This window comes from Kineococcus aridisoli (assembly GCF_050871885.1).
Taxonomy (GTDB): Bacteria; Actinomycetota; Actinomycetes; order Actinomycetales; family Kineococcaceae; genus Kineococcus.
In genome coordinates this window covers 22,302-42,159 of record NZ_JBJLSF010000017.1, presented here as the reverse complement: position 1 = coordinate 42,159, position 19,858 = coordinate 22,302, and the positions used below count along the sequence as shown (strand labels likewise).

The following is a 19,858-nucleotide window of genomic DNA, read 5'->3' as shown; positions in this document are numbered from 1 at the left end:
ACGGCCTCTTCCGGCTGGAGTGGTCGCCGGACGGCGGCTTCGAGGACCGGGCCTCGGCCTTCGCCCTCCGCAGGGACCTGCCCGTGCCGGCCCCCGCTCCTCGACGAGCCGTCCGCAGGGACCCCTGCGGAACTCCCCGCCCGACGAGCGGCGGGCCCGCCGCGGGCCAGCGAGCAGGACGGCACCTACCCGCGCCCGCGACTGGTGCGCGCGCACTGGGCGAGCCTGGACGGCGCCTGGGCCTTCCGCCACGACGACGACGACCGCGGGCAGGCCGAGGGGTGGAACACCGGCTTCCAGACCGCCACCGGGATCCTCGTGCCGCTCCCACCCGAGTCGGCGGCCTCCACCGTGCAGGAGCCGGGTTTCCACCCCGTCGTCTGGTACTCGCGGGTCATCACCCGCGACGACCTGCTCGAAGCCGGCACCGCGCAGGAGGCACCGCGCGTGCTGCTGCACTTCGGCGCGGTCCACCACCGCGCCACCGTGTGGATCGACGGCCACCTCGCCGGTCGGCACGAGGGCGGGCACACGCCGTTCGCCGTCGCCACCACCCACCTGATCGCCGGTTCCACGGGTTCCACCGGTTCCACGGGTTCCACCGGTTCCACGGGTTCCACCGGTTTCACGGGTTCCACCGGTTCCACCGGTTCCACGGGTTCCACCGGTTCCACGGGTTCCACCGGTTCCACGGGTTCCACCGGCGCGGCGGGCGAGGACGGTGGGCACCTGCTCGTGGTGCGCGCCGAGGACGACCCGCACGACGTGACCCCGCCGCGCGGCAAGCAGGACTGGTACGAGGACGCCCACGCCATCTGGTACCGCCGCACCACCGGCATCTGGCCGAGCGTGTGGCTGGAGGCCGTGCCGACCAGGAGCATCGAGCACCTGAGCTGGGTGCCGGCGGCAGTGGCCGCGGGGCCGGTGGCCGTGGACCTCACCGTCCGCTTCGACGGTCCCGTCCCGGCCGGCTCGCGCGTGCGCGTGCGGCTCGCCCACCGGGAGCGGTCCTTGGCCGGCCTGGAGGTGGACGTGCCCGCCGGGGCAGGAGCCTGCACGTGCCGCTCGCGCTGGCACGTCAGCGCAACGGCCAGGTCCAGGACGAGCTCACCTGGTCACCGGACCGTCCCCGCCTGCTGGATGCGACCGTCTCCCTGCACGCGGCCGACGGCACGGTCACCGACGCGGTGTCCAGCTACCTCGGGGTGCGCACCGTCGGCGTCGAGCACGGCGCCTTCGTCCTCAACGGGCACCCCTGCGAGGTGCGCAGCGTGCTCGACCAGCGCGACTGGCCCGGATCCCACCTGACCGCGCCCTCACCCGGCGCGCTGCGCCGCGAGGTGGAGCCGATCCTCCAGCTGAGCTTCAACGCCTGCCGGCTGCACCAGAAGATCGAGGACCCGCGCTTCCCGTACTGGGCCGACCGCCTCGGCCTGCTGGTGCGGGCCGAGGCGCCCGGTGCCTACGAGTTCTCCCCCACCGCGGTCCAGCGCCTCACCCACGAGTGGATGGCCGCCGTGGACCGAGATGTCTCGCACCCGTGCATCGTCACCCGGGTCCCCTTCAACGAGTCGTGGGGCGTGCAGCAGATCCGGCACGACGCCGTCCACGACCACGAGGGCGACGGTGCGCTGCTGGCACGCAGCTACGCCGACGCCGCAGCCCGCGCGCGCATCACGACGGGCACCGCCCCCTCGGGGCGCCCGCAGTTCGTCGGCGGTGCCGCGGACGCGGGGCAACCGGTGATGCTCACCGAGTTCGGCGGGGTGAACCACCAGCCCGACGGTGCCCGACCCGACGGCTGGGGCTGCACCGCGGCCGTCGACGGCGACGACTGGATCGCCCGCATCGGCGCCCTCTACGACGGCGTCCGCGCCGGCTCCTTCCTCGCCGGTTCCTGCTGCACCCAGCTGACCGACACCGCCCAGGAGACCAACGGCCTGCTGGATGCGCAGCGCCGACCGAAGGTGGCCGTCGAGCGCGTCCGGCGCGCGGTGCTCGGCGCCGCCGCTTCCTCCCCCGGCACGGCGTGAGCGCTCGACGAGGTGAGTCCTCGACGACCTGAGCACCCGCTGGTGAGCTGAGCACCTCGCGCCCGGGCCGCGTCACGGGATCGACTGGTGCAGCAGGCGTCGGGTGCCGGCCTCCCCGCGCCGTTCGACGCCTACCGCACCGGAGTCGCGTGACGGCAGGCGTCGTCTCCGACGAGCGGGAGCGCGGTGAGGATCGTGGAGTGCCGTCCCCACCGGCAGGAAGAGCCTGGGCTCCGGGCGGTGCACCGGGAGCCGACAGGGCCGGTGGGGAGGTCGGGGGCGGATCGGCAGCTGCGTCGCTGGTGGATCGGGTAGGGCTGGATCAGGTGGTGGTGCGGACGACGACGTCGTAGCGGTGTGCCAGCGCCTCGCGCTCGATGTCGGTCAAGCCGTCGCTGCCGCGCAGCGCCACCACCTCGTCCTCAGCGGTGGGGCGCACCTCGAGCGGTCGTGGGAGCCGCTCGGCAGGAACTCCGCGGTGAGCACCGGGCTCCGGGAGCGGATCGGGTGGGCGGTGGTGGTTCCGGTGCCGATGACCACCGGGGTGTCCAGCGGGATGACCAGGGGTGGGTGTTCGGGGCATCGCGTCCTCCTCATCGCGTGCTCACTGCGGCTGCGCCGGGTGCGCACCTCCCATGGAGCCATGCGGGCCCCCGGCGCGCTACACGAGAGGCCCGATCCCGGCGACTGAGACGTGATCGAGACCTGGACGTGTCCACCACTCGCCTCCCCCTCCTCGAACTGCTGTACGAGGAGGGGGTGCTCCCCGCCGATGCCGTTCCCGGCCTGCTCGCGCAGCACCCGACACCAGCGGCACCTGACGCGTCGGCAGGCCGGCCGTCGCCGACACCGCCGTCACCGACGCGACCCTCGTCGACGAGGCCGGGGCTGGATGCTCACCCACCGGGAACCGCCGTCCGGCCGCTCCTCCTCCAGCGTCATGAGGGTCGTCACCGGCACCTGCCCGTCCCAGCGTGCGCCCACCGTCGGCGAGCCGCAGTCCTCGACGACGTGGTTCCGGGCGACTTGGTTTCGGACGGCGCGGTTCCGGACGGCGCGGTTCCGGACGGCGCGGTTTCGGACGGCGTGGTTCCGGACGGCGTCGTCGCAGACACCGCCGTGCGCCTCGTCCACGTTCCCGTCCAGGCAGTCCTCCGATGTCCCGATCTCCCCGTGGACGGTGCGCTGCAGCCACTGCACCGCGTCGAGCGGAACTCCTCCGGTCGGTGACGCTCCCCGCGTGCGAGCGCAGCGGCCGGCGTTCAGGAGTTCGGTCGTTCCGTCCCCACCGCGGGGCCTGTTCCGCGGACCATCGAAGGTCCAGCACGGTGCAGGCGGTGATCCCTCGCTGCGGAAGCAGGCAGCGCGTTCGGCATGGCGAGTCGCGGGAGCGCGGAACTGCTCGAACCGGTCGGTGCAGCGATCGACGACGTCGCGTCGCTCGTTGCTCCTGGCATCGAGGGCCCGTCGTCGCCCACCGGTGGAACCTGCCTCTCCGCGGCGGGCCGCTCTCGCCCTGGTGCGTCTGCGCCGCAGCACCTGACGCGTCGGAACGTGGCCGCGCACCTCGTCGGCGATGACCCGCTCGGCCGCGGTGACGCACCTGCGACGTTCGCAGGACACGTCCCCGGCGCAGAACTCGACGAGTTCACGGCGGTGAGGGGAGGAGCCGGCACGGCGCGGTGCCGCGCCCACGGACCTGCATCCCCGAGGCAGCAGTCTTCCGCACCCGGCGCCAACGGTTGTGCTTGCGCAATCGGATCTGCCACGGGCGAACGCGCACGAGCACTGGAGGAGCGGTTTCGGTCCCTTGTCCTGCTGGCGAGGCTCGGGGAGCATGGCGACATGTCATCAGCATCCCGATCCTCAGCGGAGTCACCAGCAGAACCCTCATCAGCCCTGGATGCGGGCCAGGCCTCGGTGCAGCCCGCGACGGCGCGGCGCGAAGCCCTCGAGCAGGCCGTGCGCGCCGGCCAGGACAGCGACGGTCTGCAGCGACTGGTGCGCATGGCCGCCCGGGTGCTGCACGTGCCGGTGGCGATGGTCTCCTTCGTCGCCGCCGACCGCGAGATCATCCAGGCCGCGGTCGGGCTCCCCGAGCCCTGGGCCTCGCTGCGCTCCACCCCGCTCAGCCACTCCCTGTGCGCCCAGGTCGTGCGCCTGCGCGGGCCGGTCATCCTCTTCGACGCCCGCACCGACCCGACCTACCGCCGGCACGCCGCCGTGGTCGAGATGGGAGCCGGTGCCTACGCCGGCTACCCCCTGCACCACGAGGAGCACACGCTGGGTGCCTTCTGCGCCGCGGACTTCGTGCCCCGGGCGTGGTCTTCCCACGACCTGCAGCTGCTGGAGGACCTGGCCGCCGCGGCCTCCGACGAGCTCAGCCTGCGCATCGCCCTCCAGGAGCTCCAGGACTCCCGCGAGCGCCTGCAGCAGCTGGCCGCGCAGCTGCGCACGCAGTCGCGCACCGACGCGCTGACCGGGGTCGCCAACCGCCGCCGCTTCGAGGAACGCCTGGCCGAGGAGATCGCCCGCCTGCACCGCCACCCCGGTGAGCTGGCACTGGTCCTCATCGACGTCGACGACTTCAAGCAGGTCAACGACAGCGCCGGTCACCAGGCAGGCGACACCGTCCTGGTGGAGATCGCGGCGCGCACCTCCGGAGCGCTGCGCCGCACCGACCTGCTGGCCCGCATGGGCGGTGACGAGTTCGCCGTTCTGCTGCCGGGTGCCGGCGCCACCGACGCCGCCCAGCTGGCGCAGCGGGTGCGCCGCACGGTCGCCGCCCGCCCCATCGCCGACCTGGCCATCACGGTCAGCACCGGCACCGCCGCCTACCTGCCCTCCCGCGGGCCCGATCAGTTCTACGCCGACGCCGACGCGGCCCTGTACGAGGCGAAGAGCGCACGGCGCGAAGCCGCCGACACCGACGCCGACGCCGACACCGACTGATCCGCGCACGATCGACGCGGGGAGAAATGCCCGCCGGACGGCGCCCTGCGCTGGCATGCTCGCCCTCGGGCGGCACACGCGCCCGGGCCGCCGGCGGCGGCCGCGCGAGCACGACGAGCGAGAGCGATCGATGTCGACACCACCCGGCCCGGGCGAGGCCACGAGGACCACCGCGTCCGCGACTGCCGTCGACGCACCGGAGCGGCGGCTGCTGCAACGCCGCGTCGTGCGGGTCCTGGCCGCCGGGCAGGTCCTGGGCGGGCTGGGCACCGGCGCCACCCTCAGCCTCGGGGCGCTCCTGATCACCGACGTCGCGGGCTCCTCGGCCTGGTCGGGCATGGCCGCGACGATGAGCACCCTCGGCGCCGCCGCGCTGGCCGTGCCGCTGGCCCTGCTGGCGCAGGCCCGAGGACGGCGCACCTCCTTGAGCACCGGGGCGCTGATCGCCGTCGCGGGCGCGGGTGCTGTGGTGGCCGCCGCCGTCGCCGGCAGCCTGCCGGCGCTGCTCGTCGGAGTGCTCCTGCTGGGCTCGGGGCAGGCGCTGAACCTGCAGGCACGCTTCGCGGCCACCGACCTGGCCGCCCCGCAGACCCGTGGGCGGGACCTGTCGACGGTGGTGTGGTCCACCACCCTGGGAGCCGTGGCCGGGCCGAACCTGTTCGAGCCCGGTGAGGCCGTCGGCCGGGCCCTGGACCTGCCGGCGCTGACCGGCGGGTTCCTCATCGCCGCGCTCGCCCAGGTCCTCAGCGCCGTCGTCTACCTGCTGGGCCTGCGTCCCGATCCGCTGCGGCTGGCCGGTGCGCCACCCGCCGCGCCCGCCACGCCCACGGGGGCGGCGACGACGGAGCCGTCGCCGGGCGGGCCGGGGAAGGTGGCACCGCGGGTGCCTGCCGGTGACGGGGCGCTGAGCGCGCTGCGCGCTTCACCCGCCGCCCGGCGGGCCGTGCTCACCGTGGCGGGCAGCCACGCGGTGATGGTGGCGCTGATGTCCATGACACCGGTGCACCTGAGCGAGCACGGCGCCTCGCTGAGCGTGGTCGGCCTGACGATCAGCCTGCACGTAGCCGGCATGTACGCCCTCTCCCCGATCTTCGGCTCCCTCAGCGACCGCTTCGGCGCCCGCGCGATCGTCCTGGCAGGGCAGGCGCTGTTCCTGGGGGCGCTGGCCCTGTCGCTGCTCGGCGCCGACGACACCGCACTGGTCACGGCCGCTCTGGTGCTGCTCGGCCTGGGCTGGTCGGCCTCCACCGTGGCCGGCTCCACCCTCGTCGCCGGCGCGGTGCCGCCGGCTCAGCGGCCCCGGCTGCAGGGCGCCTCCGACGCGCTCATGAGCCTGGCCGGCGCCGCGGGCGGAGCCGTGGCCGGGCCGGTGCTGGCCCGCGTCGGCTTCGACGGCCTGGCCGCTGCCCTGCTCGTGCTCGTCGCCGCGGTCACCCTGCTGCAGCGGCAGGAGCGCGCCCCCACCGCCCCGCGGCGCTGAGGCAGGACCACCCGACCGGCACGAGGACCCGCGAGCGGTCCCGTCCCCACGTGCCGCGCGTCGGCGAACCGTGCGTGCGCCACCACCAGCCGTCCTCCGGCAAGCCCCCGGACGGGGTCTTCCGGCTGCACCTCGAACACCGGTTCGGCCGGCGCCTCGGCGCGGATCTCGTCGGTTCCCCGGTGCCCGACCGTGCCCCGGCGATCTCCGGCGCTGCGTACGTGACCGACGGCGCGACCGTCCCGACCGTCCAGCTCGCCGCGGCGCCGGTTCCGCAGTCCCTCCCCCACCGACCAGCAGCACGTGCGCTCCGTCGCCGACGACCGGCCCACCTCCGCCGTCAGCGGCGAGGCCGATGCCGTGGTGCCGACCGCCCGCGCCGTGCGGCGCAGCGAGGCGGCACCCGGCACCACGATCGACGAGGTGCCGCCTCCGCTCAGCGGACGGGGTTCGAGACCGGGACCGGTCCCAGGGCCACGTCCAGCGCCGCCCGGCAGTGCAGGGTGGTGGTGGGGAACACCGGGACGGAGAGGTCGCCGGCGCCCAGGCTCAGCTCCAGCTCGGTGCACCCGAGCACCACGCCCTGGGCCCCGGCCGCGACCAGGTCGCCGGCGATGCGGGCCAGCCGCCGCCGGGAGGCCTCCTCGACCCGCCCCACGCACAGCTCCTCGAAGATGATCCGCTGGACCTCCTCCCGGTCCGCCCCCTCCGGGACCAGCGTCTCGACGCCCCCCTCGGCCAGCCGCCCCCGGTAGAAGTCCTGCTCCACGGTGTACCGCGTCGCCAGCAGGCCGACGCGGGAGAGCCCCCGCTCTCGCACCGCCGCAGCCGTGACGTCGGCCAGGTGCAGGACCGGCACCGAGACAGCCCCCGCCACGCGGTCGAACACCCGGTGCATGGTGTTCGTGGCCAGCAGCACCAGGTCCGCCCCCGCGGCCTCCAGCGCCCGCGCCTCCGCGGCGAGCAGGTCGCCGGCCTCCCCCCAGAGGCCGGCGACCTGCAGCGGCTCGACGGCGGCGAAGTCGACCGTCGCCACCACCAGCCGCGCCGAGTGCAGCCCCCCCAGGCGCTCGCGGACCCCCTGGTTCAGCAACCGCAGGTACTCCGCGGTCGACTCCCAGCTCATCCCCCCGATGACCCCGATCCTCTGCACGCCTCCAGCCTGACGACCCGCGCACCCAAGGAGAAGAGCGATCTCGCAACAGCACCTGTCACCCTGGCTTCCATGACGAGCCCTCTGGACCTCGACCCCCGCAGCCTCGTCGTGCTCCACCTGGTCGTCCGCCACGGATCGCTGTCCGGTGCCGCGCGCGAGCTGGGGTGGACCCACCCCGCGGTGTCCCAGCACGTGCGCCGGCTGGAACGAGCCGCCGGCTGCGCCCTCCTCGAGCGCCACGGGCGCGGGGTGCGCCCGACGGAGGCCGGCGCGGTCCTCGCCCGCCACGCCGCCGCCGTCGCCGCGGCGCTGCGCGGCGCCGGCGACTGCCTGAGCGGTCTGGCCACCGACCGGCCCGCGCGCCTGCGCGTGGCCGCATTCCCCACCGCCTGCGCCACGATCGTGCTCGAGGCCGTCCGCGCCCTCGCGCTCAGCGCCCCCGGACTGGCCGTCGACGTCCTCCAGGCCGAACCGCCGGAGGCGACCCGGGCCCTGCGCGAGGGCGCCGCCGACCTCGCCGTCGTCTTCGACGACGTCGTCCCCGGCGGCGCGGGCGCACCCGGCCTCCTCGCGCGCCCGGCGGGTCGCGACCCCCTCCTCGTCGTGCTGCCCGGGGACCACCCCCTGGCGGGGCAGGCACGGGTGCCCCTCGCCGCCCTGCAGGACGCCACCGTCCTCGCCGGCTGCCCGACCTGCCGCGCGCGCTGGGAACGGCACTGCGCCCGCTCCGGCGTGCGGACCCGGCTGCACCACCAGGTCACCGACGACCACGTGCTCATGCAGGCGATGGTGGCCGCCGGGCAGGGGGCGGCGGTCCTGCCCGGGCTCGCGCTGAGCGCCCACCGCCGCCCCGACGTCGTGGCCCTCCCCCTGGACCCCCCGCTCGGCCGCGACCTCGCCGTCCTGGTCCGCGGCGACACCCCGGCCGCCGGGCCCGTGGCGGCCTTCGCCGAGCGGCTCGTCGCCTCGGCGTCCACGGCGGGCGCGACCCCGAGGTGACGACGACGACCCGGCACGCCGGATCGAGCGGTCGTCATCGGCGACGGCGAGGTGGATCTGCGCCAGCCGTGACGGCCTCGTACATCGCTCCGTCGTGCCGGGGCGGGACGCTCGGTCGTGCAGCCGAAGAGCGAGTGTCCACTGAACGCTCCCGACCACCCGTGCTCCGCGCCGCCGGCAAGCCCTCCCCCGACCCGCCCGTGCCACGGCCACACGGTGAACCACGGGTGATGCCACCTCCTCGCAGGATCTCCGTGCGGCGTGAGCAGAGGTCCGGGAAGCCTCTCAGCGGGTCCGGCCCAAGGTCACGGCCCGGGATCCGGGTGTGAAGTCGCCGAAGGACTGCTGCCAGGACTCACCGGGCCAGTAGTACGTCACACGGCCCTCGACGGACCGGTAGTGGGCCGTGTAGAGCGTTCTGGACCCCTGCTCGTCGACGGATCGGTACAGCGGCGGCTCCAGCATCGCCGCCACGTCCGCGCCCGCGACGCGGATGGCGCGCAGCCGCTCCTGCGTCCGCAGGGCCCGCTCCTGCTCATCGCTCACCGGCAGGTGCTGGTGGTTGGCCGCGCACGCGTCCGGCGCCACCGTCAGCGGGATGTCCGGCCCCAGGAAGACCGTCACCGCCTTCGTGGGGTCGACGAGGGTGAGGTTCTGGGGGACGGCGACCGGCAGGGACCGCAGCCTGCCGACCGCCTCGTCGACGGTGTCGCACGTCTCCAGCAGGTAGCGCACCACGACGAGGACGGCGAAGCCGCGCCCTCGGGCGGGACGTCCACCCCAGGTGAGCGAGATCGCGAGACCGGCGTCGTTCATCCCGTCCAGCAGGCCCCACAGCAGGTCCTGCATGCCGATCACGGGGCGCAGGAAGCAGGAGGAGGCGATGGTGCCTTCGCACTGGTCGGGCCGCAGGTCGTAGTTGCGCAGCAGGGCGCCGTCCCCGCCGATCTGGGTGCACCCCTGGGAGAACGGCCGCAGCGCCGCGTGGGTGAGGAAGGCTCCCGCTCCGGGCCGGTCGAGCTGGCCGGTCAGGCGGTCCAGGACCGGGACCAGTTCGGGCATGTGTGCTCCGAACAGCGCCCGGACACGGTCCGCGCCCTCCGGGGTTCGCCCCTCTTCGGTCAGCAGGTCCTCCACCTGCGGCCACAGGCCCCGGGCGTGGGCGGCCCACCGCCCGTCGCTGCCGTCACCGACCTCGATCGCCCGGAAGGTCTTGCGCTCTCGCCGCACGGCTGCCACACCCCCGTGAGAATCGGCCGAGGTGAACAACCTAGCCAATCGCGGGTGGATCCGTTGTGCGCGACGTCGCGGTCATGGCGCCGCCCGGGCGTGGCCACGAGCGGCCAACGACGTCCTGACACGCCGATCTGCGGAAGGTCCCCAGCGCCGGAGGCACGAGCGCCGAAGAGGTCAGCGCGGTCGCCCCGCACCACGAGGCGCTGACGGTCGCCGACTACCCAGCCGACGGGTGCTGCTGCACTCGGCGGACCTGCCAAGCCGCCACGACGGCGCACACCAGGACCCAACCCACCTGCAGCCCCCACGGCACCACACCCTGGAAGAGCAACGGCCACGAGCCGAAGCCGCCGACGGTGATCAGACCGGTGATCAGCGCTCCTGCTGGACCAGGGCGGTGAGCGTGGCGCACACCGCCCCGACGGCCGATCCGGCGAAGGCGCCCAGCAGCGCTCCCCACAGGACGCCGCACCGGACTCCGCAGCCGAAGGCGTCCCGCTGACCCGTGCACCGGGAACGGCGCTGCGCGGGTTGAACGCGGTCCACGGGTGCCGAGGAGCAACTGCCTACCCCTCAGTCCTGCGCGTCCTCGGCGACATCCGGTTCATCCGTCTTCACCGCCCGCACGCCCCGCATCACCCACACGGGCGCATCCCGGCTCTTCACCGCCGCCGACCGCCCCGATCCGCCACCCTGACCTCGTGCAGGCGCTGCCGACGACGTTCACACAGCTGATCGCACGGCGCATGGTGCTCGCTGCAGCGGCGACCGCCGCGACCACAGCCGTGCTGCTGCTGTGGCGGTGGGCCCTCACCCCTGTACTCGCGCACGGCACCGGCATCCCGTGGACCCTGCTCACCCTCCTGCTGGCCGCCGCCACGGTGCTCACCGACCGCTGCACCCGGCCCTTCACGGGCACCGCGACCAGCGCCACGGCCGCCGGCCTGGCCTACCTGCTCTCCAGCGCGGCGCTGACCCAGGACGCCTCCGTGGTCGACCTGCTGCCCACGGCCCTGCTGTACGCAACTGCGGCCGGCGCAGTCCTGACTGCTCCGATCAGCGCACTGCACCTGCTGCTGCGCACCCTGCCGCACGCCCAGCGGGCGTGGGCGGTGATCGCAGCGCTGCTGGGCGGTGCGGCGTGGAGCGCATGGCTGAGCTGGTGGCCGCTCAACGAGGACTCCCCACCGGGCGCGGACCGGCTCCTGGGCGGCGCCGCCTGCACCCTGCTGCTGGCCGTCGTGCTCGGTGAGCTGAGGCTGCGCCGATGGCTCGGGGCGCTCTTCGCGTTCGGCCCGGCCGTGGTGCTGGCCGCCGCACCGATCCTGGCCTCCGACCCGCTGGGGGTGATCGTCTGGCTCGTGCTCAGCGTCTGCGGCGCCGCGGGCTGCGCCGTCGTGGTCGCTGTCCTCGCCGCAGCCGGCGCTGCGCGCCGACGCCTGTCTGCAGCCGCGCGCTGAGCGGGTCCTGCGAGCGCGTCCGGTCATGACGCGAGCTGCGCTGCGCCAGGACGTCGACGACCTCACGGTCGTGCCGATGAGCGCGCTGTCGCGCTCGCACCGAAGGACTGGACCGTCGGGCTGAACCTGACTGCGCGTACGGCCACGGCCGGGCAGGATCACCATGTGCTGTCCCGCTCAGACCTGCCCGATCGCGCCATCCACGTCGTCGCACCACGACGGGTGGACCCGAACTGGCCGGATCCGATCGACCGGGCCCGAGCGGCCGTGGCGACCCTGGACGTCCTGCGGCCGGTCACCGGCAGTTTGATCATCGACCTCGCCGCCGACCGCTGGTTCGAGCAGGGCTCCTCGCTGCTGCCCATCGACCTGCACGAGCAGCAGCGGTGGGCCGAGAACGACCTGCGCGAACTGCCCGCCCCCACCCGCACCGGCCGCTGGCCAGGAGCGGTGTGGATCGACGCGCGCGACGACGCCCTCTGGACGACGGCCCGCACCTACGCCACCGCCAGCCTCGGCGTCCGCGTGCTGGACGACGCCGAGGAGACCCTCGCCGAGTTCGACGACGGCGGAGCCGTCATCACCGCTGCCCTCACCGCGCACGAAGCGGCTGCGCTGCGCAGCCGACGGCCGGGCCTCGCCGTCACTCCGCTGGACGGCCTCACCCGCCGCAGGCTCCAGACGAGCCTGGCCGCCGAGGACGAGCGTCGTCGACGCGGCCGGCCAGGGTGGTTCGACAGGCACAACGCCTACCTCGCCCACCAGCGCAGGCAGCGGCAGGACCCGTGGGAACCCGCGCCGCCGGCGCCTCATCCGGCCGACGCGTTCAGCGTCGACCTCTCCGTGACGACCGAAGTGCACGAAGGCCGCGAACCGGCCCAGGTCGTGGCCGGCTTCGGCATCGGCGGTGGTGGGCGCCCCCGGACCACCGACCACCTCGAGCGCATCCGCGAAGGGGTCTTCGCGGTCCACCTCGCGGCGGTGACGGCGGGGTCGTTCCCCGACGGCGGTCACCGCGTCCCGTGCCGGGTGCTGTCCCCTTCGCGGCGCGTCACCGGTGCCGGCGCCTCGCTGCTGGTCGACCGGACCGAGGGGGACCTCGTCGATCCGGGCGCACGCCCCCTGTTGAGCGATGGGTGGGGCATGTGGATCCCCTGGGACGGGTGGTCGGTCTACGTCGAGCGCGCCGCGGAGGACGCTCTCGCGTTCTCGACGCCGGTCAGCTGGACCGACCCGACACGGGCCGACGGCACCGCCACGCTGACGCTGCGCATCTCCCGGCGGCGGTAGGAGCCGACTGCGGCTCAGCTCCGGCTCTGGAGCACGCAGCTGATGTTCCGCTCATGGCGCCCTGCGGGCGTGTCCTCACGCCGCGTCAGCTGCCCGCTGCTGGCGCACCTGCTAGGAATCAGGCAACCTCGGCGGGCCACACCTGCAGGAGCCACGTCTCCGGTGGGCTCCCAGGGTTCGGCGGTGTGCTCCAGCCCTTCACCAACACGCGCACCCTGACGCGCTCGGCGGGCAACTCGATGCTCCTGAGCCCATCATCAGCCGGAAGGATCTCAGACCACGCCACGGCCACCCGGCTCGGGTAGATCCCCTCCACCTCGGTCGACTTCTCCCAACCCTCCGGCGGCTCGGGACGGGTGGGGTGGACCTGCACCGTCACGTCGATGGGGCCGGAGTAGTGCCCTGAGATGAGGTAGATGCCCTCACCACCGGTTGTGCCGGCGAAGTTGGACGGGTAGTCGTCATAGCCCCAGCCCTCGGGCTCACCGTCTTGCAGCACCCACAGGCCAGCGAGGGAGATCTCCACCACCCCCGAGTAGGTTCGCCACTGCCTCACGTGATCACGTTCGGGTGGTGGGCGTCAGCATCGAGGGCGGGCGGGGCTTCATCGAGCACCAGCGCCGATGGCAGCTGCATGGCGCTGCTCGACAGGACGGTGGCCTTGCTCACGACAGTGAGGATGCCAGAAACCCCGCCTTCGGTTCCGGCATGACGATCTCGTCACGGCGAGCGCCGCACGCTCATGGCGCCCCGCGGGGAGGTCGCGGCCATACTGCCGTCGTGCGTCCTCCGCAGCTGCAACCGGCACCGCGCGCCGTCGCCGCCGCCACCACCGCGTGGCTGTCCTCGATCCGGCGTCCCGGCCCCACCCGCCCACCGGTTTCGCCGCCGCCGCCCGCCTGCTGCACCCGGCCACCGACGAGCACCAGCGACCCAGCACCTGGGCGCAGGTGGCCGCCCGCACCGGCCACCCCCTGCACCCTGCTTCGACGTGGGAGCAGGCGGCCGGCACCGTGCGCACCCGCCGCACCACCCGCGAGGACTGGCCCGGCGGCCCACCCGTCAACGGCGAGCTCGGCGAAACGGACTGGGACGCGCTGCTGGGCCACCTCAGCCGCTACAGCGGCGCCGGCGCCACCTGCTACCTCGCCGTCGACGACACCCGGCGTGGATGAACGGGCAGGGGCTCGACTTCTACGGCGACCCCCCCTCGAGCCGCCGCAGGAGCCGGCGTTCGCACCCGAGGTGCGCGCGGCCGCACCCCGCCTGGAGGTGGGCTCGCGCAGCTACCTGCTGCTCACCGCTCCGCTGCGTGCGGTGCCCACCCTGGGCCGGAGCACCCGCTACCGGGACCGGCGCTGGTTCGAGCGGCACAGCCCCAGCCTGCTCTGGCCAGCCGACCGCTCCTGGATCGTGGCCACCGACCTGGACTTCCACCACACCTTCGTCGCCGGCCCGCACGTCCTGCTCGAGCGCGTCCTGGCCGATCCCCGCCTCGAAGCCCAGCTCCAGCCGGGGCCCTAGCCAGCGGCGCGACCTCACGGTCATCCCGCGTCGTGCGCGGTCCTGAGCTGCCGGCGACGTCGCCGTCTCGCCGGTGAGCGCTGACCGGCTTCGACGTCCGACGTGGGGTGGGACGTACTGACCCGCAGCGGTCAGAACGGCAGCAGTTCGGGTGCGATCTGGTGCAGGCGGCAGCTGCCGCCGCCTCCAGCCGCTCCAGGGGAGCGATCGTGAAGAACGCCGAGTCGAGCTGATCCCACAGCAGGGCGTCCGCCTCGGAGAGCTCCTCCCAGCCGGTGGGTCGGAACCGCAGGTACTCGTCGCGGGCGCGGGTGACGAGCCCGGCGACGTCGCCCAGACCGAGCCAGCGGTAGCCCTCGACGGCGTCCTGGATCGACTGCAGGTTCTCGCTGGAGAAGATGTTCTCGATGCCTCCACCGACCAGTCCGCCGTTCTCGGCGATGCCGTGCAGGGCCATCGCCGCGCCCCGGGGAGCGCAGGCCGGGGAGGGCCGAGGCGTCCTCGCGTTCGCAGGCGGAGATGGCGCGGACGTTCAGCGCGTCGATCAGCGGGGTCATCGTCTGCGGCCTCCCGGTCGCGAGCAGGTCTGGTGCAGGACTACAGCGGCCACCCCTTGCAGCCGGGTGAACCGGGGTACACCGACGACGACCGCTTCTGGGACGGCACCCGCCTGTACCGGCTCATCGACGACGACGTCCGCAAGCACCAGCGCCGGCTGCTCACCGACGCCGACGTGATGGTCTTCAACCTGCTCGACTGCACCCCGAACAGTCCTCGCCTGGGCTCCGAGCGCCTGGCCACCGACTCCGAGCAGCACCAGATCGTCTGGGCGGGCATGGTGCGCTTCGTCGAGGAGGACGGCTGTCTGCAGCGCTGGGAGAGCGAGGACGGCACGGTGCTGGCCCTGCTCGTCGGTGAGCTGCGCAGTCCACGCCTGCGTCACTGACGATCAGCCCAGCGTGGACGTCACTCGCTCATGGCGTCCTGCGGGCGGCGCCTCGTGAAGATCCTCAGCCCGCACCCAGATCCATCCGCAACCGCAACGTGCCGTCGGGCGCACTCACGGCTGGACCACTGCGCACCCAAGCCGCCTCCGGCGTGCGCTCCCGCTGTCCCCACCACACCGGCGCGCTCACCTCGACGGCGCCCACCGCCCCCCGCAGCACCGACACGTACCAGCCGGGGAAGCGCATCCGATCCTCCATCTCGGCCACGTCCGGCGTCGGCGCCGGCAGCACCCACCCCAGCTGCGGCTCCCAGCCGCTGTCCACCCGCACGTCCATCTCCTGAGCGCCCACGTGCTCGCGCTGAGCGGCCACGAAGGTGGAGAAGACGCTGCGCTGCTTCTCCAGCTTGCGGCGCATCGAGGGATGCACCTGCTCGTCCCAGGCCGGCACGATGGGGTCCTCCAAGCGGACCTCGACGATGACCAGACGCCCCTCCACCAGGCGAGCCGTCACCGGCGGGAGGTGGAACACCCAGTCACCAGCCACGGCACCAGCTGAGGCGCTGAGTGGCGTCTCAGGTGCGGCGTGCGCTGGAGCGTCGATGGGCGCGCCGTGAAGCACGGTGACCGAGGCACCGCTCACGCGCAGCGTGATGCGCGGCAGCACCCCGACCCGGGCGTCACCCGGCGCCGACACCGGTGCACCTCCTGCACCGGGCGTGCCGGGCACAGGAGCGACCTCGATGGCGGCGTCGAGGGTGGCCAGCCACGAGCGGCCTCGCGCACGCTCAGCTCCCGGCAGCGGATCCGGCGGCGGCGGCCTCCACACCCGAGGGACCGGCTGCGCTGCGAGCCGCTCGTGCTGAAGCCGCCGTGCACCACGTCCTCGCTGGTGCTCGGCGCGTCGGCGGGCCACCTCCTCGGCCACCGCCGCGTCCAGGGGCACCAGACTCAGCAGCGCGGTGCTCGAAGCGGTGCTCGGAGCTGGCGTGCTCAGCGAGGCGAGGACGCCGGCCAGCACCGCCGCCTCCTGCGCCGTGAGGAGCACCGTGGTGCTGGCGCCGGCACCGGACAGCTCAGCCAGCTGCACCCCGCGCTCGTCCAGCAGACGAACGTGCCGCGACCAGCCGGCGTAGACCTGCAGGGCGGCCCAGTTGGCGTCGGTGTCGTGCATCGTGATGACGCGGTCGCCCTGGTGGCGCCAGCCGCGCCCACCGGTGGGCAGCCGCAAGGTCACCTGTGCCTGCACCACCTCCTGCGGCATCGCACCGCGGTGATCGGACCAGACCTCCAGCAGCACTCGCGCGGTGGCGGGGCGCAGCAGGCGCGCCACCGCGGCGCACACCTGCTGCGCGGACTGCCGATCGGCCGGCTCCTGCAGCACCGCGAACGGCGCCCGCTCGGGCGCACGAGGTGCATCGCCTGGACTGGTGGGCACTTCAGCATCCTGCCCTTGGCGGCAGCACCAGGCAGCAGCTTTCCCGTGGACCCACGCATCCGGTCATGCGCTGGTCAGGACGTCGACGACCTCGCGATCGTGCCGAAGAGCGAGTGGAAGCTGAGCAGCGAGGATCACCCACACGTCCCCGCAGCCAGCGGCACCCGCGCTCACGGTGAGGTGCACGCAGGCGAACGAGCCCCGAACGCGGCCATCAGGGCGTGTGGACGCCGATTCGGCCATGGCGCGACGGTCTGCCACTGCCTCCTCAGTCCCGGACTCATGGTCAGCGGTGTCCGCTGTGGAGTCCCGGAAGGCCGCGATCGCCTCCTGAGGTGAGGCGCAGCCCTCGGCATCGGTGCTGAAGCTGTGGACGACCGCGGTGCCGCACTCCGCTGCGGGGCTGGTCCTGAGACCAGTCGCGCTTCAGACGGCGACCACGACCCGAGGGTTCCCGGCGCAGCCGGGGAGACCGCTGATCAGACCCGGTCGGAGAACCACCGTGCCGGTGGAGGGCGGCTACGGGGCCTCCCCACCCCTCTCGCGGTCGACGATCACCAGGCCGAGAGACGTCCTCGGCTGCACGGTCCCCCGCACACCGGAGCCTCACCCTGCGCTCACGTCCTGGAGATCACCCGATGCGTCCAAGCGCAGGTTCAAGCGGTCAGGGCGGAAGTCCAAGGTCACGTCCGACCCTGGATGCAGGACCCGCACCGGCCGGCCCTCAGCCGCAGCCCTTTCGATGGCAGCCTCCAGCGAGAGACCGACGAAGTCCCTCAACCACGTGTTGTCGAAGTGGTCCCACGCACTCTCACCGACCGGCTCCTCCACACGACCACTGTCTCAGCGAACTGGACCGGCGCACGGTCATCCCGCGCTGCGCGCGACGTCACGGTCGAGGCGCTGGCGAGGGCTTCGCGGACCTCCCGGCCCTGCCGACACCAGCAGCTCGTCGGTACCGGACTCGACCACCGACGCCGGGACGCACCCCGATGAGCCGGCCCCGCTCCCGCACGTGGTCCCCGATCACATCCGCGCTCTGAGCACGTCGACTTCGCAGCCCGGCGCGAACGGGTCGAACCCGTGCTCGACCAGCCACCGGATGGCCGACAAGCTGCGCAACGACCACCAGCCCCGCACCACGTCCACGTCCACCGGCCGGCCGTAACCGGCGACGACGTCCCCCAGGTGCTCCTCGTGCCCCAGCGTCAGGACCGCCAGGTCGAACAGGGCATCACCTCGCGCTGCCTCCGACCAGTCGATCACCCCGGTGACCTCCTCACCCCGCACGAACACGTGCCCGGCCTGCAGGTCGCCGTGCGTGAAGACCGGCGTCCACTCCCGCAGTGCGGCGCCGGCGACCTGCCTGTTGCGCTCGACCAGGTCGGCGGGCAGCACACCGCTGCTGCGGAGCCAGTGGCACTGACGGTCCAGACCAGCCTCCACCTCAGCCGGCTCCGGCCCGGGCCACGGAGGCAGGGGCGCCTCGTGCAGCCGCCGGACCGCGGCACCGGCCGCGGCCCAGGCCTCGGGCGGAGCGCTCGAGGGCTGCCCCAGGCGTCCCAGCGCCGTACCCGGCACCGCAGCCAGGGCCAGGACGGGCGCCTGGTGCCACAGGACCTGCGGCGTCGGGATCGGCGCCAGGGCCATCGCGGTCACCTCGACGTCGCTGCGCGCCCGGTCCGCGTCGACCTTGAGGAACACCCCACCGACCCGCAAGGTCGCCCGCTCCCCGTGCGCGACGATGATCTCCACGTCATCCACGCCCGTCATCGTCGCGGAACCACCACGCGGCAGTGCGCGTGTGGCCGCAGCCGGAGTCGTCGATGGCCGACGCCACCAGCAGCCCGCACCGGACCTGCGTGCGGAGAGGAGGCCGAGTGGCCCGGGCGTGGTGTGGAACCCCGGTGGGCTGCGGCTCGTGGCGCCGGCACCCGGTGATCGGCCGCCTCACGACGGGTCGGCGTCGAGGGGGTCGTCGCGGTACCGGAACCGGTCGGGCCGGACAGCCCTGCCGGGCACGCTGCGGTGGGAGGCTGCCGCGGTGACCACAGCACCCACCACCCCTGGTCCAGGTGCACCGCTCAGCGGTGCCGAGCGCTCACCGGCGCCGGACGTCGCCCGTGGCACCGCGCTGCTCGGCATCGCGCTGGCCAACAGCGTCTCGCACATCAGCGCCCGCGAGCTGGGTCCCTCCTTCCGCCCCGTCGACGGCTCGAGCGCGGACCGGGCGGTCGACGTCGCCGTCGGGCTGCTCGTCGACAACCGCGCCTTCCCGCTGTTCACGCTGCTGCTGGCGTACGGGCTGGCCGTCACCGCGCGTCGCCAGGGGGAGCGCGGTGCGCCCTGGCCGCGCACCCGTTCGTTGCTGCTGCGGCGCACGCTGTGGCTGGGCGCCTTCGGCCTGGTCCACCTGGTCCTGCTCTTCGAGAACGACATCCTGCTCGTCTACGGCCTGCTCGGGCTCGCCGTGGTGCTGCTGCTGCGGGTGCGGGAACGCACGCTCGTCCTGGTGGGCTCGCTGGCGCTGCTGCCCTACCTGGCCTACAACGGTGTCGACGGCATGCCCGGCGCCCTGAGCGGGCCGCCCGTCCCGCTCGATCTGGACACGCACACTTCCACCGGTGCGCTGGCGGCGCGAGCGCTCGTCGCGGCCTCCTACGTGGTGACCGCGCCGCTGGTCGCGCTGGTTTTCCTCAGTCCCGCGGTGCTCGGCCTCCTCCTCGCGCGGCGCGGCGTCCTGGAGCACCCCGCCGAGCACCTGCCGCTGCTGCGCCGCCTGGCGCTGGGTGGTCTCGCGCTCAGCGTGCCGGGAGCGGTGCCGCTGGTGCTGGCCTCGGTGCAGGTGCTGCCCGTGGGCGTGGCCGGCGGCTACGCCCTGGGCATCGTGCACGCCGGCACGGGCCTGGCCGGCGGGCTCGCCTTCGCCGCGCTGGTGGCGTGGCTGGTCGGGGCGCGCGAGCAACGGGCCGGACGGGAGGGCGGGCGCGCGGGCGGGCGCTGGGTGCCGGCCGGTGCGTGGCGGGTGGCCGCGGCCGTGGGGCAGCGCTCGTTGACCTGCTACCTGCTGCAGTCGATCGTCATGGTCCCGCTGCTGGCGCCGTGGGGCGCCGGCTGGGGCGTGGGAGCGGGCACCGCCTTCGTCGCGGCCGTCGGCGTGGGCACCTACGCCTCGAGCGCGCTGGTCGCGGTCCTGCTCGAGCGCGCCGGCCGCTCGGGCCCGGCCGAGGTGCTGCTGCGGCGCTGGGTGTACGGACGACCGGCACCGGCGGTGCCGGCACCCGTGGCACCGGCACCGCCCGCCTGAGGAACCCCCTGGGCCGCGGGCCCCTGGCGCGAACGGA

17 protein-coding genes and 1 pseudogene are annotated in these 19,858 nt (G+C 74.2%); 10 read left to right on the top strand and 8 right to left on the bottom strand.

Features of this window, described 5'->3' with window-relative positions; all coding sequences use genetic code 11:
- Window positions 1-204: 204 nt before the first annotated feature.
- A complete protein-coding gene (locus tag ACRYM2_RS07150) occupies window positions 205-1,308 on the top strand; it encodes a glycoside hydrolase family 2 protein (protein WP_432521043.1) in 1,104 nt (367 codons plus the stop codon).
- 1,580 nt (window positions 1,309-2,888) lie between these two features.
- On the opposite strand, the gene ACRYM2_RS07145 is transcribed toward ACRYM2_RS07150, so the two are convergent.
- Window positions 2,889-3,233, bottom strand: a complete 345-nt coding sequence (locus ACRYM2_RS07145) for a hypothetical protein (protein ID WP_432521041.1) — start codon at window positions 3,231-3,233, stop codon at window positions 2,889-2,891.
- Between the two features lie 720 nt (window positions 3,234-3,953).
- Here ACRYM2_RS07145 and ACRYM2_RS07140 point away from each other — a divergent pair.
- Both ACRYM2_RS07140 and ACRYM2_RS07135 read left to right on the top strand, forming a co-directional pair.
- Window positions 3,954-4,985: a GGDEF domain-containing protein gene (locus ACRYM2_RS07140; RefSeq protein ID WP_432521039.1), complete on the top strand. Its 1,032-nt coding sequence runs from the start codon at window positions 3,954-3,956 to the stop codon at window positions 4,983-4,985.
- A gap of 130 nt (window positions 4,986-5,115) precedes the next feature.
- Window positions 5,116-6,465, top strand: coding sequence for an MFS transporter (locus tag ACRYM2_RS07135; RefSeq protein WP_432521037.1), 1,350 nt, complete (start codon window positions 5,116-5,118; stop codon window positions 6,463-6,465).
- A 436-nt stretch (window positions 6,466-6,901) separates the two neighbouring features.
- Here the strand turns inward: ACRYM2_RS07135 and ACRYM2_RS07130 are convergent, their stop codons facing one another.
- Entirely contained in the window at window positions 6,902-7,618 is a 717-nt protein-coding gene (locus ACRYM2_RS07130; protein WP_432521034.1) for an aspartate/glutamate racemase family protein, read from the bottom strand.
- Between the two features lie 72 nt (window positions 7,619-7,690).
- Between ACRYM2_RS07130 and ACRYM2_RS07125 the strand changes: the two genes are divergently transcribed.
- Window positions 7,691-8,620 (top strand): LysR family transcriptional regulator, encoded by a 930-nt coding sequence (locus ACRYM2_RS07125; protein ID WP_432521031.1) that lies wholly within the window; start codon window positions 7,691-7,693, stop codon window positions 8,618-8,620.
- 285 nt (window positions 8,621-8,905) lie between these two features.
- Here the strand turns inward: ACRYM2_RS07125 and ACRYM2_RS07120 are convergent, their stop codons facing one another.
- Window positions 8,906-9,850, bottom strand: a complete 945-nt coding sequence (locus ACRYM2_RS07120; protein WP_432521030.1) for a C45 family autoproteolytic acyltransferase/hydrolase — start codon at window positions 9,848-9,850, stop codon at window positions 8,906-8,908.
- A 707-nt stretch (window positions 9,851-10,557) separates the two neighbouring features.
- Here ACRYM2_RS07120 and ACRYM2_RS07115 point away from each other — a divergent pair.
- Window positions 10,558-11,316, top strand: a complete 759-nt coding sequence (locus tag ACRYM2_RS07115; protein WP_432521028.1) for a hypothetical protein — start codon at window positions 10,558-10,560, stop codon at window positions 11,314-11,316.
- A gap of 267 nt (window positions 11,317-11,583) precedes the next feature.
- Complete coding sequence (locus tag ACRYM2_RS07110; RefSeq protein WP_432521027.1) at window positions 11,584-12,606, top strand: hypothetical protein; 1,023 nt, start codon at window positions 11,584-11,586, stop codon at window positions 12,604-12,606.
- Window positions 12,607-12,724: 118 nt separating this feature from the next.
- Here ACRYM2_RS07110 and ACRYM2_RS07105 read toward each other — a convergent pair whose 3' ends face one another.
- Window positions 12,725-13,132: a hypothetical protein gene (locus ACRYM2_RS07105; protein ID WP_432521025.1), complete on the bottom strand. Its 408-nt coding sequence runs from the start codon at window positions 13,130-13,132 to the stop codon at window positions 12,725-12,727.
- 310 nt (window positions 13,133-13,442) lie between these two features.
- On the opposite strand from ACRYM2_RS07105, the gene ACRYM2_RS07100 reads away from it, so the two are divergent.
- Entirely contained in the window at window positions 13,443-13,781 is a 339-nt protein-coding gene (locus ACRYM2_RS07100; protein ID WP_432521022.1) for a hypothetical protein, read from the top strand.
- 70 nt (window positions 13,782-13,851) lie between these two features.
- The gene (locus ACRYM2_RS07095) at window positions 13,852-14,130 is read left to right on the top strand and encodes a hypothetical protein (protein ID WP_432521079.1); all 279 of its coding nucleotides are present in this window, start codon (window positions 13,852-13,854) and stop codon (window positions 14,128-14,130) included.
- 202 nt (window positions 14,131-14,332) lie between these two features.
- On the opposite strand, the pseudogene ACRYM2_RS07090 reads toward ACRYM2_RS07095, so the two are convergent.
- Window positions 14,333-14,587 (bottom strand): annotated as a pseudogene (locus ACRYM2_RS07090) (DMP19 family protein); the annotation flags it as partial.
- A gap of 132 nt (window positions 14,588-14,719) precedes the next feature.
- On the opposite strand from ACRYM2_RS07090, the gene ACRYM2_RS07085 reads away from it, so the two are divergent.
- On the top strand, window positions 14,720-15,076 hold the full coding sequence (locus tag ACRYM2_RS07085) for a hypothetical protein (protein WP_432521021.1): 357 nt from the start codon (window positions 14,720-14,722) through the stop codon (window positions 15,074-15,076).
- Window positions 15,077-15,140: 64 nt separating this feature from the next.
- Here ACRYM2_RS07085 and ACRYM2_RS07080 read toward each other — a convergent pair whose 3' ends face one another.
- The 3 genes from ACRYM2_RS07080 to ACRYM2_RS07070 all read right to left on the bottom strand — a co-directional run bounded on the left by ACRYM2_RS07080 (window position 15,141) and on the right by ACRYM2_RS07070 (window position 18,287).
- Complete coding sequence (locus ACRYM2_RS07080) at window positions 15,141-16,514, bottom strand: hypothetical protein (RefSeq protein ID WP_432521018.1); 1,374 nt, start codon at window positions 16,512-16,514, stop codon at window positions 15,141-15,143.
- Between the two features lie 606 nt (window positions 16,515-17,120).
- Entirely contained in the window at window positions 17,121-17,345 is a 225-nt protein-coding gene (locus ACRYM2_RS07075; RefSeq protein WP_432521016.1) for an I78 family peptidase inhibitor, read from the bottom strand.
- A gap of 195 nt (window positions 17,346-17,540) precedes the next feature.
- The gene (locus tag ACRYM2_RS07070) at window positions 17,541-18,287 is read right to left on the bottom strand and encodes a phosphotransferase family protein (RefSeq protein ID WP_432521014.1); all 747 of its coding nucleotides are present in this window, start codon (window positions 18,285-18,287) and stop codon (window positions 17,541-17,543) included.
- 271 nt (window positions 18,288-18,558) lie between these two features.
- Between ACRYM2_RS07070 and ACRYM2_RS07065 the strand changes: the two genes are divergently transcribed.
- Window positions 18,559-19,821 (top strand): DUF418 domain-containing protein, encoded by a 1,263-nt coding sequence (locus ACRYM2_RS07065; RefSeq protein WP_432521011.1) that lies wholly within the window; start codon window positions 18,559-18,561, stop codon window positions 19,819-19,821.
- The last annotated feature ends 37 nt before the right edge of the window (window positions 19,822-19,858 follow it).

What these genes read in the sequence shown, in the direction of transcription:
- ACRYM2_RS07070 (WP_432521014.1), bottom strand. Translation starts at nt 18,287, where the DNA reads ATGACGGGCGTGGATGACGTGGAGATCATCGTCGCGCACGGGGAGCGG.
- ACRYM2_RS07135 (WP_432521037.1), top strand. Translation starts at nt 5,116, where the DNA reads ATGTCGACACCACCCGGCCCGGGCGAGGCCACGAGGACCACCGCGTCC.
- ACRYM2_RS07125 (WP_432521031.1), top strand. Translation starts at nt 7,691, where the DNA reads ATGACGAGCCCTCTGGACCTCGACCCCCGCAGCCTCGTCGTGCTCCAC.